Genomic DNA, 12175 nt, shown 5'->3' on the forward strand with positions numbered 1-12175 from the left:
GAGCCGATAAAAGCCGAAACGGATAAAGCGTACTGCCCGAACAGTTGAAAAGCTCCGAATAAAATGACAAGCGTTGCGGCAGCGGATGCCCCCGAGGACACTCCCAGAATATAAGGATCGGACAGCGGGTTGCGGGTCAACGCCTGAATCGCGGTGCCCACCACAGCCAGTCCGCCTCCGACGACTGCGCCAAGCAGCACCCGCGGGAAACGGATATCCCAGACGATGTTGCCCTGCGCCTTGGACCATTCCGGCTCCAGCCACCGGTCCAGTCCGGGAATATGCGAGAAGGCAATCTTCCAGACGGTCGACGGTTCGATGCGAACCGGTCCCAGCATGACGGCGAGCGTAATGGATCCAAGCAAAATTCCGAACAGCCCCAGCAGCACCAAGGGGAAACGTCCTTCAGCAACCGCTCGTTCCGCTCGGGCAGACCTCTCTTGTATGATGCTGCTCATCGGACTCCCCCTTTCTTTTTCCTAAGCACATGCAAAAAGGAGCCTCTCCAACCACGCTCAGCGGTTAGAAATGCTCCTCCATAAGAGATAACGACCCGTTTGACCGATCAAGGTCCCCATTAGCCCCAGCATCCTAACACCTCCCCATACTCCGCAGGTTATAGCAGTGTTGTCAAAACAGGCAGGTCTCCTGACTCAGGGTTTCTCCTTCGGCGTCTTCCCGGAACTAAGCTCCAGTGACGTTGTGCCGAAAAATAGCCGGACCTTCCGGCTCCCATAACAGTGGCGGGACCGCGACGGATTTGCACCGTACTTCCCTTTTAAGCTTCAGCCGATCGCTGAAGCACCTGTTTCCCCCTATTCGGTTGTCCACAGTAAGTCTATAGCAGTCTGGAAGTCGATGTCAACTGAATTTATTCATGCAAAGACAACCGTGACGCCTTGTTCTGTCAAGTTTTCAACGATCGCTTGAAATATCGGTCGGTTGCCTGCCTCTTCGACAACGGCTTCTTCGTTTTCGTGACCTATCTCACCTTTTTCATAGTTAACGATACCTATATAAACTAGTCTATGGATGGTTTCCTTGCTTGATGCAGGATACGTTTTAAATTCGTCGCAAAAAAACACACGGATTTTTGCCATCCTTATTCATTTTACCGGTTAAAACCAATGACATTTTTACAATACCCAATCGTAGGATACCCTCTCCAACATTCCTACACCTTCAACTACTCTTCATTTAACCATGTTTCGTAACCAAAAGGTGTTATCTTTTCTTTTACTAAGTCTACTTCTTCCTTCCCAGGCCGATTTGTCGTTACGGATCGATGAACATCGTTTAAAGCTACAGAACGATCCTTGCCTGCAACTAAAACAATTACTTCGGCTAAATTACGATCGGTCATGTGCTCATACAATAAAGCGAGAAGCGGATAATATTCCTCGTCTCCGATGCCAGCCGGAAACGCTTTGCTTAACATGATACAGGTGCTTTCTAAAGGTTTCGGAGCTTGATCGTCCAATTTATTTCCTCCTGAGAAGATCATTTGCATTACAATAGAGGATCAGATCGTCTAAAAAACATAAACAACATTAATCATAAACCTTATTAATAATCAACATCATAAAACATATCAGATTTCTATCCATATTTTATCAGCTTTTCGGGCTATAAAAAACCACAGTGCGGCTCCCCGCATTGTGGCTTCCATTCAATCAGCTATTACCCTTTTTGCGAAAGCAGCCAATCCTCATAACAGGGACTGCACAGGACTTCGAGACGTTCTTCAACGCCGCTGTCGTCATATATCGTAATACTGTGGGCAGTTTCCGTGTTCTTTTCACAATAATGGCATTGATGTGACATGGAAACGTATTTTCCTCCTAAAAATTATTCGGCTATTAAGAATTTGCGGCCACCCTCATTCGGGGACGGGCTGCTTTAAACCATTGAAGGCAAAAGATAAAGATAAGAATAATGTCGATGCCATCGCCGCCGTAATACATCAGCTTGCCTCCTTGCTCCGCCTGTATTCCGGAAACGCCGGCGGGGGGATGAGCATAAATGTACTTGGACAAGATGCCGTGCCCCGCCAAGGCAAATACAAGCACGGTCGCACGGTAAAGGAAGCTCGTCCGATGCGGCACCGGGTCAACGTACAACATGGACACCGTAAAGAAGTAGCCGGCCAAAAACACATGAACATGAACCAAGAGATGGATCATAACATTTTGATGCATCATCCCGTACAGGTCCGTTGTATAAAGAATCCATAAGCCTCCGATATTAAGGAGGGAAGTTATCACCGGATCGGTCAGTATAACCAGCGGCCAGCTTCTCAGCACATGTGACAGTTTTCGCGACAAGGGTACTGGAAGGACTCTTAAGAGAAGTGTCATGGGTGCCGCAAGCGCCAGTAAGAGTGGTGCCAGCATTCCAAGCAGCAGATGCCCGGTCATATGGGCCGTAAAAACCGTATGAGCCCGACGGGCCAAAGGTCCGATCACCGCGGCAGCCGCGCTGCCAATACCGAAAAACCAGCACACATATCGGTACAACGGCCATGGCTTGAAGCGACGGCCGGATACGAACGCGGCAAAAGCATAAAGAACCAGTCCCAATACGGTTATCCACGCCAGCCCAAACTCGACAAAGCTCCTCGATTCGTGGTGAAAAAGCTCATGATTCATTTGAAACCATCCTTCCAGGCTTGTTCTCCTCCCTCTTCGCGCGAAGGAGGAGCATACTGCCGAGGATGATCATGGCGATCGCGGCGAGGTTCCATATCAGGTCGTAGATGAGGACATTCTCCACGTAGCGAATCTGGTGAAGGCGCATCAGCTTGTGCTGAATCGTTCCGTCATATAACTGAAACGCGCCGCTGCCGACCAAGACCCCTCCCCACCACCTTTGGAGCCGCAAGGCGTTTCGCCGGAGGAGATCGGCAAACATAAACAGCCCGCCGATCGTCGCAAGCCAGCTAAATGCGTGAAACAAGCCATCCGAGATCAGGCCGACAGCGGTTGTAGACTTATCGTAAAAATGGTGCCAATGCAGCAGTTGATGAAAGACCGCTTCATCGATAAAAGCCACCAGACCAAGTCCGAACAAACAGCCCGACCCCAGATTGCGATCCCATGACGAAAAACGTTTTTTGAATCCAAGAATTGTCTTGTGCTTCGCCATACATTTGCTCAACTAACCGGTAACCTTTCTCCTTTCCCGGTCGCTTGCCAGAAAACGGTGGTATACCGCTTCCCCGGCCCCGAGAAATAACGTGAGAAAGATGAGCCCGCCGATGGTCAAACCCCAATTTAAAAAGGAAGCGACCACCCAAAAATAAACGAAAGCCAGCACCGCATCGACAAGCGTCGCAACCGTATTGTTACTCATCCTCAGTACATACTGGTCACCCACCAGGTAAGCTATGGTACTCAGGATAACGGACGTTATGGCGGCTTCCCAGAACGTAGCCCTCGACAGCCAAAGGAGGATCGTAACGGCAATGGCTCCATTAAGCAAAAGCTTGAAAATAAACTTCACAATAAAAGCCCCCTTTTTGGGATTGTATCTTTAATGTGCTCATTATTTTCTTTACCATTCATGGAGATAGTCCATTCCTTCCTTTGCGAATGACGTTTTGATCGGACTTCCAAATGAAATGGATTATCTTCTTTGAGGGGTTGACATAAAAAGGTTGATCGGATATATTCATTACATACCAACCGAATGTATGAAAGGAGGAGGAGAATGGCAAGAAATAAATATCCGGAAGAAACAATCAACCAAATCCTAACCGTGGCTCTTAACCTGTTCATTCAAAAAGGATACGAGCAGACCTCCATTCAGGATATCATCAACGAGCTGGGCGGGCTGACAAAAGGGGCTATTTATCATCACTTCAAGTCGAAGGAAGAGATCATGCAGGCCGTTATCGACCATTTGTTCAAAGGCGTTGACGAGATGCTGTCCGGCATCCGGGACGACAAGGAGCTAAACGGCCTGGAGAAGCTCCGCAAGATTTCCCGCGTCTCTCTTAACAATCCCGCCCAAAACGAAGTGGCAACGGTGGCACCGAAGCTTTTGCGCAATCCGAAGCTACTGGCGGCCCAGATCGAGCACATAATCGAAAAAGCCGTACCCGTCTATATCCAGCCCATTATCGAACAAGGTATGCGAGACGGCTCGATCCGAACTGACTATCCAAGGGAGCTTAGCGAAGTGTTGGTGATTCTCACCAATCTGTGGCTGAACCCGGCGGTCATCGAAGCTACGCCCGAGATCATGTTACGCAAGGTAAGGTTTTTTGATGAATTATTGAAAGGCATGGGGCTCGATATGTTCGATGAGCAAATGTTTCAACGATACGAGGAACTGTATCGTTTGTCAGCCAGAGAAGTCAGCACAGATAACTAAACTGCCGAAAGGCAGCTTATTTTTTAAACAAATACATACCATCGGTTGGTATGTATTTGTTTAAAACCATAGGGCTAATAAAAATGTAAAGAGAGGGAAACGAAATGAAAAAGATGATGGGACAAAGCAACAGCGGCTTCTCCGAAACAGGGCTGCGCAGAATGCGCGACGTGCTGGCAAGGAATGTCGATTCCGGGAAGATTCCAGGGCTCGTCGCCCTAGTCAGCCGGAACGGTGAGACGCACGTTGAAGCGATAGGCACGATGCGCCATGATGGTGGCGCGCCGATGCGCCGGGACACGATCTTCCGGATGGCGTCCACTTCCAAGATGGTCGGAGCCGCGCCGGTGATGATCCTACTCGACGAGTGCAAGCTGCATCTGGACGACCCAGTAGACAAATGGCTGCCCGAACTCGCCAATCGGCAGGTGCTGAAACGACCCGACGGCCCGCTGGACGAAACCGTGCCGGCGCGGCGGCCGATCACCGTGCGAGACCTGTTGACCTCTACGTTCGGGCTCGGAATGGATCTGACGTTGATGGGCTCCCCGATCCAGAACGCGATCTTCGAGGTGGGGATATACGACACGCCACAAGTCGAGTTGCCTGAGCCGGATGAGTGGATGCGCCGCCTGGGTACACTCCCACTGAGCTACCAGCCCGGAGAGCGGTGGCAGTACCACATCAGCAACGAAGTGCTCGGCGTACTCGTTGCCAGGGTCACGGGTCAGACATTCGAGACGTTCCTGCGCGAACGCATCCTTGATCCGCTGGGCATGAAGGACACCGGCTTCTACGTGCCCGCCAACAAGATTGACCGGCTGCCGCCCGCCTACTCCCCCGATCCGCAGACCGGAGAGTTCATCGTGTGGGACGAGGCCGCAGGCGGACGCTACACCAAACCTCCGGCGTTCCAAGCAGGCGGCGGTGGGCTGCTCTCAACCGTCGACGACTATCATGCGTTTTTACGGATGCTGCTGAACCAAGGGATGCACGGGACCGAACGGATCCTGTCCCGGCCCGCCGTCCAGCTGATGACCACCAACCGCCTCACGCCCGAGCAACAAGCATTCCGAGACGACTTGGCAAAAAACAACGTCCATTTGTCGCATGGCCAAGGGCAGCACGGTGGCTGGGGCTTCGGGATGGCAGTACGCACCTACCGCGGCGATTATGCTTCCATCGGTCAGTTCGGCTGGGACGGCGGAAGCGGCACCTCGGCGTACGCCGACCCGGACAAACAGCTCACCGGAATCCTGCTCACTCAGGTCGGGATGTCTACCCCGGATTCGGCCCATCTTATCCAAGACTTCTGGACCATGGTCTATCAGGCAATCGAAGACTAACACCGAGCCCACGCCTGGTACGCAACGGTCAGCCCCTAGCGGCCGAACCGTCGACGTTTCGCCATGGGTCTTGGCCCTAAGATATAACCGCGTGATTTCTTCCTTTCCTGTGTAAAAAACAGACCGATATCTATCTTGAATCGGTCTGTTTTCCAATATCACCGTAGTTAACATGTTTATCCATCTACTTTGCGGGTGGTGTCAGCTTCGCCGGTACTACCTCTAGTTACTAATTAGAATATCCATATGGCTTATCAAACAGCGACAAGAAGAAGACCACCGACGTTGTGGTTGATTTCTCATTACTTGAGAAAATGATCGAGTTAAATATTTTGGATAAGGCAGACTGTTCAACTTTTTGGCGAAAATAAAAATTAGGATAGCGCTTAGAGGCTCATCTTTGTGTACACACTATCACCAATTATTCTGGTATTGTTCCTCATCACTATGCTCCATCCATCATTTTTTTCCATTACCGAAATAAGGACTTACCAATCACTACCATCAATGTTTTCTTTGTCTAGCAACATAAAACAACTCAATCCAAATTCCCCCCCTTCAACATCCAAATAATTATCAAAATAATGAAAATTATTTCCATTTCCCATGGCAGTTACCTCCAGCATCATCGATTATATCAGGCTCAAACACTTTTCCTTCAATAACTTCTATGATACCCTTTCGTGTACCGTTCCTTTTACTAAGAAAATTTTACCAAATGATGTGTCAACACCTAGCATCAGTTTTAAGCTTACGAGCTTTGTCTAATGCGGTCTTGTATCCACATTACCGTTGAAAACGGCATGGAACAAGTATTCGTACCCATATGCATGCTAACCTAATCGGTCCTGCTGCTTATAGCTTCCTTCATGCGGCGAGTAATAGCAGAAACGGTTGTCCTGATACCAGAACGGGCATGCGCTGCGCTCACCTGCCGTATAAAAAAAGAAACCTTGAAAAAAATCAAGGTTAAAAGTTATCTAATCCAGTTAGTATTAATTTAGAAGACTGAACTATTAGAAATCAACATCTACCAACGATAATTAATTGAAAAAATTATATCTGTTACTAAAAAGAATCGCTAATTACTACCCCAGCTTCTTCCGCTAACCGTTTGATGCCTTCAATATCTGCAGTGGGGACAGTTATCAATACATAACTATCGCTATCAATATCCATATAAGCCAAGGATACGGAAACTTCATTCAATTTCCTAGCAATATGGTTTAAAAATTCATCTGTCGGCATTTCACTGTACTGGTCGCTTTCAAACTCTTCCCAATCCATCGATGCTAATTTCTTTCTATTCAGCAACTCATCAACTACGTCACAAACATACAGTCCTGTCTCTTTCCAATCAATCTCAAATGCCAATTGATGCTCCAGCAGAACATCTACTAGCGAAATCCAAGCTAACTCCTCTATCGGATCATTTATGCATCTTTCGTCAAGACGATCCTTGTATTTTTCAAAATAAGCTAGTGGATGCTCAGAAGCTAAGGCTACATCATCTATAACTATTCCTTCTACATCAAAGGATAACTTTCGGCTGAGCTCCAGCAATGCCGAGTTATTCATTCTTTACGTTCCTCTCCATTAGCGTATTATGCGTTGCCAGTCGGGTACCTTCTCGTTCTTCAACACATATTGAAGAATCTCGTCCGATTCCGGATCGTATCCAGGCCGATCGATTGGAATCTGCCCCAGTGGATTTTGTAGCAACGGATGCTCTATATTCGGTGTATCTAACCCTTCCTTGTCTCTGAGCAGTTTAATGCAGTAATAGTCATAAGGAATATAAGCAAAAGATAGTATTTCTTTAGATTTTTGAGGAGTATCACTTGCGCTATAAATATGAAAATCACATACCTCGTATAGAAGCTCCTTCAAATTCTCTGAGTTATGCCAATTGTCCATTAACCTTACGTATACGTTATCCAGCGATAATATTTTAAATAATTCGGACATTTCTCCTGTCTTCCATTTGTGAGATAAACATGCCATAAACACGTGATGTGTTTTGTTTTCTGAATAATATTCCGGATCTTTCGAGAACATTTTGCTTGCGTATTCGGTAACTAGTTCGGTAATATCATAATGATTCCAGAGTAAAGATAACCCTATAAGACCTCCTAATTCCCAATCCACGACATTTCCACTATTTGGAACACTTTTAATGATGTGAGCGAGCCAAAAAATCTGTTTCTCTATCAAAATCCAAGCTGTTGAGTCCCCAATTAATATTTTATTTTTTGCATTTCGTTCCAGTTGAACACCCATTTGATATTCAAGACCTAAAGCTAGCTCGTTCTTTTCTTTATTTTGAATCATTTCGTCAATATCTTTTTTTACCTCATCTAATATCTCTTGTACTTCTTCTTCTGTAATCACTTCTTGCTTGTACTCTTTAATATTTCTATTAAAATATTTCATATACTTTGAATAATCCATATATTTCTTAATCTCTCCTTTGTCCAACTGTCGCCTTACTTGGTAGTTACTCTCTCGAAAAATAGACTATGGCCTCGCTTGACACCATTTTTTTATAGTATCATAAGTAGCATTTAAAGCATTGTCTACTTTATAACACACTTCATAACTTGACATACCATAATCCGCGTCATTTTTATATGTTCAAGCCGCAGCTTTCCATACGGCCATTTCAGGAATCTTAGCGGATTGTTAACACTTTAAAGCTCGTACAAATAATCTAAAATGTTTTCAATTTGTGTATCATCGTCTAGGATAGTTCCTAACGCAATTCTTAGATCATCAAGGAATTTCTCACTAATCTCAAACCCATCGTCATTCATAATTTCACCATGATATTTCTTGTACGTAACCTCTATTACAATAGACAACACCTCAAAAAACTCTGCAAGAGATTTAGCGATTATTGTGAAATCATTCATTTCGTAACGTGCAAGAACAGGCGAGCCTGGTTTACTTGTATCTACCATAATAGGATCTTCATTTCTATCAGCAATGACAACCCAAGCACGTTCCCAGCTATCATCTTCCCAATATGGTTCTTTTACACCGACCCAACGAAATCCTAATTGCCTTTTATACAGCATCTCTGGTGTACTTATATATGCAATAGATGTGCCGGTGTCAATACTCACTCCATTTAGGATGGAACAATCCTCCAAAATAGCTTTTTTTAATGTGCAATTATCATAAAAAAATTTCAATTCAGGTGAGAGTGGTATACGTTTGTCGATCAAATTTGAAAACATATTCGTTTCAAGAATAATTTCGTCTTCTTTAAATTGACAATGAGTATAGTATTCTCGATATGTATTTCTAATTTCTATAAATTTTTTTAACGCTGTTTCTAATTGTTTCAAATTAATTCAACCTTTCTTGACAACGATTACTAGTAGTATGAATTATGGGCATCTATAACAACTATTTTTCACTTATATTCATTACAGATCGCCCATCTCATACTATCCATGTACTGTTTCTCATTCAAAAGTGGCTACCATATGTTTTTTAAAAATATCCATCAAATGGTTAGAAAAATTTTCGTTGGCAAATTTATAATAGGGTATATCAAATGTTTTTAGATGTCTAAAATTTTTAAAGTGGATACTAAATTCATTTTTATTTTTCAAGCATCGCAAACAATCAACCAGGGCATCTAAATTCCACCCCATATATCCACTGTAGCCTAAAAAAGTTTCACCAATCAAACAATACACATCCATCTTTGAATTAATAATAGAACAGTCAATTATTAACTCCTTATCCGAACTATTGATTGTTTGTTGTAATCCATTCCAGTCTAAGCAAGCATTAAGCCAGACTCTTTTTTTAAAGATAGAAAGGTCTCTCCAATTATATTTTTGCTCTCTATCGCTCCATGATTTAATTAAGTCAAGGTAAAAACTACAGAAGTCCGCTCTTATCCAACCAGATTCTGCTTTAATGCATATGGGTTGGGGTTTCTCTCTTTGGAGTAGATGTTGCTTTTCGAGACAGTATATAGACATAATTGATGAACCAACATTTGTTTTTACAAAAAGTAAGCTCCCATGTTCTAATGGATAATCTCGTAAGATTATCGCATTTTCCAGTTCTATTAAGTATGCGCCATTGTATTCTTTGATATGGAAGCTATCAGCCTTTAAAAGAATACTTTCTGACCCTGGTTCATCAATCTCTAAGTGTATTTCTAGCTTTTTTATCCTGGACATTCTATTTTACTCCAATCATCATGAATCTTTGTATAATGATCTTTGGAATATCCTAATTTTTTTACTACTTCCCCATTTTTTCCTTTTATCTCCAGTTCTAATATTCTGTATTTGTCACTTTCCCCTGGTACAACTACCCTATGTTCATTGGCTCCTGCCCATCTTGGATATTCTCTGCCTTGGTATACATCATGAGGGGTACCTCTTCCGTTTAAAATGTCCTCACGCGCATCTAAAAACGCTTGTTTTTCTTTCTTGCTAAATACTTGTGGTGGAGCTTTTGGTTTTTTAGCTAACCCAAACACATCTATCTCAAAATTTGGATCACTAACATATCCATACAAAGTAGGATTCCCACCGGCAAGACCTATCGGGTCCTGCTGCGTATACATGCCTTCATGCGGCGAATAGTAACGAAAACGGTTGTAGTACAGTCCCGTCTCCTCATCCTCGTACTGTCCCGGATACCGGAACGGGCATGCGGTGCGTTCCCCTAAAAGATCCTGCCGCCGAACCTTCCCGTAAATGTCAAGCTCGCACGACCAAATCTTTTCCCCCTGTCCCGGCCGATGCATTAACTAAAGTTAAATAAAGAACTACGGTGAGAAGATGAAAGTTTTAAGAATTTCTTATTCAGAGGGTAAATAAAAAGAGAAGCAATATATTATTACAAGTATGACTATCTTATCTACAAAATACACTCGACTTGACTCTTACTACTCTTGTTCTATTAGATTTCCGTCCTTATCATAAAGTGGCGAGTCATCTTGCAACTTATGATAAACAGCTACCTCATCATGTTGTGCATGCCAACTATCACCACGCTGTTCCCACATTGCTATCATCCTAAAAGCTCTTCGAGGTTCGTTGCGTTAAAAAACAGTCCATCTTTTTCAGCAAGAATAGTCATGAACTGTTGACCACACATTGTCTGATACAAGATGCGTTGACATTGAAACAACAAAACCTTTTGACTGAAATTACCTGCAACATGGAGCAGACATAGTCTCCCTCACTTAAAATTATTTAACCAAACAGCTATTTGCACCGAGAAATTTTATTTCCCGGTATCTGACCATGAACGAGTACTTCATTATTCCTCTTCATGTTCATCTAAATCAAAAACTGAAACTTTACTTATATTATTTTTACTTGTGAAGAAATGAGCACCTCGAGAATTAGCATTTTTAGTTTTCAACTGATTATTTAATATGATATATGGATATGAAGTTCCCCACTTTCTTCCGGTTAATTATTTCCATATAAAGTATTACCAGAAGACACGTGTAAAGTTAGTCTAATGCATGTATTTTAAGATTAAAAATGGACCTATTTCTATGCTACTGCTCGAAATAGATCCTATAATTAAAAAATTCACATTTGCCAATATTTGCCAATAGCATATTGCCGCTTACTTTGTTCTTTTACTAAAAATTTGGGTTAAATATTTTCTGTCCTTTACAAATTTGTAATTCCGATAAACTAATTTGAGTATTTTGCTCTATAAATTTTAGAGCTTCTACCAGATTACTAAATTTCTTAATTTCATCTCTCAAATACTTTTCAGCATCCATATTTTCTTCTTCAATTTCATCTACGTATACTTTGTATATCCCTTGCCACTTTTGAATACCTACAGAAGACCAGATTAATTTCCCATTTCTATTAAAAGAAAATACCTTACCTAATTGCTTTCCATCCTCGATCCATTGAATTAATTTTTCAGTATCCGGCATTTAAATCACCTACTTTCCGAGAATGTTTATTAATACTTTTTTTCCATCTTTTCTTTTTATATTAATGTGAGGATAAGCCCCATGTTCGTTATCTTCGGTATGTCCTCGTACACGCCCTGATATTGGGTCTATTGCATAATCCTTATGGTAAGCTCCACCTTGTTTAAAGCGGTCCATCTTTGTCTTTTTCCTTATACCGGGAGGCGTCCTGTGGGCCAACTCCCTTCACTTTTTGGTAATCTGGGAATGCTTCCCTCAATAAGGTGTCTGCCTCAGCCTTAGTTTTTACATATACAGTAGTATTTTTCCGCCGGTTCTTAGAAGCTCCGCATTCTTTGATAAGTTACTATTAGCATCCAGCGGGTTACAATTCTGTTTACCTTTAAGCCCAAAAACATCAACCCAAGTATTCGGATCATGCACATACCCATATAATTGGATTCCACCAGCTAACCTAATCGGGTCCTGCTGCGTATACATGCCTTCATGCGGCGAATAGTAACGAAAACGGTTGTAA

16 protein-coding genes, 1 pseudogene and 1 riboswitch are annotated in these 12175 nt (G+C 43.4%); of the genes and pseudogenes, 3 read left to right on the top strand and 14 right to left on the bottom strand.

The window, feature by feature from the left end; translation table 11 throughout:
- From PEH01S_RS32525 to PEH01S_RS32550, 6 genes are all read right to left on the bottom strand, one after another.
- Positions 1-458 (bottom strand): iron chelate uptake ABC transporter family permease subunit (locus tag PEH01S_RS32525; RefSeq protein WP_164828121.1); only part of this gene is annotated, 458 nt, incomplete at its 3' end.
- Positions 459-621: 163 nt separating this feature from the next.
- A riboswitch (cobalamin riboswitch) is annotated at positions 622-824 on the bottom strand.
- A 51-nt stretch (positions 825-875) separates the two neighbouring features.
- Positions 876-1100: a hypothetical protein gene (locus PEH01S_RS32530; RefSeq protein WP_127490264.1), complete on the bottom strand. Its 225-nt coding sequence runs from the start codon at positions 1098-1100 to the stop codon at positions 876-878.
- An 86-nt stretch (positions 1101-1186) separates the two neighbouring features.
- Positions 1187-1480, bottom strand: a complete 294-nt coding sequence (locus PEH01S_RS32535) for a DUF3349 domain-containing protein (RefSeq protein ID WP_218032723.1) — start codon at positions 1478-1480, stop codon at positions 1187-1189.
- Between the two features lie 379 nt (positions 1481-1859).
- Positions 1860-2648, bottom strand: coding sequence for a cytochrome c oxidase assembly protein (locus PEH01S_RS32540; RefSeq protein WP_025850372.1), 789 nt, complete (start codon positions 2646-2648; stop codon positions 1860-1862).
- Positions 2638-3144: a DUF2243 domain-containing protein gene (locus tag PEH01S_RS32545; protein WP_127490265.1), complete on the bottom strand. Its 507-nt coding sequence runs from the start codon at positions 3142-3144 to the stop codon at positions 2638-2640. The genes PEH01S_RS32540 and PEH01S_RS32545 overlap by 11 nt, the downstream gene beginning before the upstream one ends.
- A gap of 12 nt (positions 3145-3156) precedes the next feature.
- Positions 3157-3501: a DUF2512 family protein gene (locus PEH01S_RS32550; RefSeq protein WP_051570464.1), complete on the bottom strand. Its 345-nt coding sequence runs from the start codon at positions 3499-3501 to the stop codon at positions 3157-3159.
- Positions 3502-3708: 207 nt separating this feature from the next.
- Between PEH01S_RS32550 and PEH01S_RS32555 the strand changes: the two genes are divergently transcribed.
- The 3 genes and pseudogenes from PEH01S_RS32555 to PEH01S_RS32565 all read left to right on the top strand — a co-directional run.
- Positions 3709-4374, top strand: coding sequence for a TetR/AcrR family transcriptional regulator (locus tag PEH01S_RS32555; RefSeq protein ID WP_025850375.1), 666 nt, complete (start codon positions 3709-3711; stop codon positions 4372-4374).
- Between the two features lie 116 nt (positions 4375-4490).
- Positions 4491-5720, top strand: coding sequence for a serine hydrolase domain-containing protein (locus PEH01S_RS32560; RefSeq protein ID WP_127490273.1), 1230 nt, complete (start codon positions 4491-4493; stop codon positions 5718-5720).
- A gap of 290 nt (positions 5721-6010) precedes the next feature.
- Positions 6011-6091 (top strand): annotated as a pseudogene (locus tag PEH01S_RS32565) (iron chaperone); the annotation flags it as partial.
- Positions 6092-6788: 697 nt separating this feature from the next.
- Here PEH01S_RS32565 and PEH01S_RS32570 read toward each other — a convergent pair.
- The 8 genes from PEH01S_RS32570 to PEH01S_RS32605 all read right to left on the bottom strand — a co-directional run.
- Positions 6789-7298, bottom strand: coding sequence for a DUF6630 family protein (locus PEH01S_RS32570; RefSeq protein ID WP_127490266.1), 510 nt, complete (start codon positions 7296-7298; stop codon positions 6789-6791).
- A gap of 18 nt (positions 7299-7316) precedes the next feature.
- The gene (locus PEH01S_RS32575; protein WP_127490267.1) at positions 7317-8171 is read right to left on the bottom strand and encodes a hypothetical protein; all 855 of its coding nucleotides are present in this window, start codon (positions 8169-8171) and stop codon (positions 7317-7319) included.
- Positions 8172-8410: 239 nt separating this feature from the next.
- On the bottom strand, positions 8411-9070 hold the full coding sequence (locus PEH01S_RS32580) for a hypothetical protein (protein WP_127490268.1): 660 nt from the start codon (positions 9068-9070) through the stop codon (positions 8411-8413).
- 120 nt (positions 9071-9190) lie between these two features.
- Complete coding sequence (locus PEH01S_RS32585; RefSeq protein ID WP_127490269.1) at positions 9191-9922, bottom strand: barstar family protein; 732 nt, start codon at positions 9920-9922, stop codon at positions 9191-9193.
- A complete protein-coding gene (locus tag PEH01S_RS35960) occupies positions 9910-10497 on the bottom strand; it encodes an RHS repeat domain-containing protein (protein WP_127490270.1) in 588 nt (195 codons plus the stop codon). Before PEH01S_RS35960 ends, PEH01S_RS32585 begins: the two co-directional genes overlap by 13 nt.
- Positions 10498-11349: 852 nt before the next feature.
- Positions 11350-11658 carry a hypothetical protein gene (locus PEH01S_RS32595; protein WP_127490271.1) on the bottom strand — a complete coding sequence of 103 codons (309 nt, stop codon included), beginning with the start codon at positions 11656-11658 and terminating at the stop codon, positions 11350-11352.
- Positions 11659-11667: 9 nt separating this feature from the next.
- Entirely contained in the window at positions 11668-11835 is a 168-nt protein-coding gene (locus PEH01S_RS32600) for a hypothetical protein (RefSeq protein ID WP_218032724.1), read from the bottom strand.
- Positions 11836-11943: 108 nt separating this feature from the next.
- Positions 11944-12175 (bottom strand): RHS repeat-associated core domain-containing protein (locus tag PEH01S_RS32605; protein ID WP_218032725.1); only part of this gene is annotated, 232 nt, incomplete at its 5' end.

Source organism: Paenibacillus ehimensis NBRC 15659 (genome assembly GCF_004000785.1).
GTDB classification, from domain to species: Bacteria; Bacillota; Bacilli; order Paenibacillales; family NBRC-103111; genus Paenibacillus_G; species Paenibacillus_G ehimensis.

Bases quoted from the DNA above. Each gene is read 5' to 3' on its own strand.
- PEH01S_RS32595 (WP_127490271.1), bottom strand. From the start codon at position 11,658: ATGCCGGATACTGAAAAATTAATTCAATGGATCGAGGATGGAAAGCAA.
- PEH01S_RS35960 (WP_127490270.1), bottom strand. From the start codon at position 10,497: ATGCATCGGCCGGGACAGGGGGAAAAGATTTGGTCGTGCGAGCTTGAC.
- PEH01S_RS32555 (WP_025850375.1), top strand. From the start codon at position 3,709: ATGGCAAGAAATAAATATCCGGAAGAAACAATCAACCAAATCCTAACC.
- PEH01S_RS32560 (WP_127490273.1), top strand. From the start codon at position 4,491: ATGGGACAAAGCAACAGCGGCTTCTCCGAAACAGGGCTGCGCAGAATG.
- PEH01S_RS32540 (WP_025850372.1), bottom strand. From the start codon at position 2,648: ATGAATCATGAGCTTTTTCACCACGAATCGAGGAGCTTTGTCGAGTTT.
- PEH01S_RS32600 (WP_218032724.1), bottom strand. From the start codon at position 11,835: ATGGACCGCTTTAAACAAGGTGGAGCTTACCATAAGGATTATGCAATA.
- PEH01S_RS32575 (WP_127490267.1), bottom strand. From the start codon at position 8,171: ATGGATTATTCAAAGTATATGAAATATTTTAATAGAAATATTAAAGAG.
- PEH01S_RS32570 (WP_127490266.1), bottom strand. From the start codon at position 7,298: ATGAATAACTCGGCATTGCTGGAGCTCAGCCGAAAGTTATCCTTTGAT.
- PEH01S_RS32585 (WP_127490269.1), bottom strand. From the start codon at position 9,922: ATGTCCAGGATAAAAAAGCTAGAAATACACTTAGAGATTGATGAACCA.
- PEH01S_RS32545 (WP_127490265.1), bottom strand. From the start codon at position 3,144: ATGGCGAAGCACAAGACAATTCTTGGATTCAAAAAACGTTTTTCGTCA.
- PEH01S_RS32530 (WP_127490264.1), bottom strand. From the start codon at position 1,100: ATGGCAAAAATCCGTGTGTTTTTTTGCGACGAATTTAAAACGTATCCT.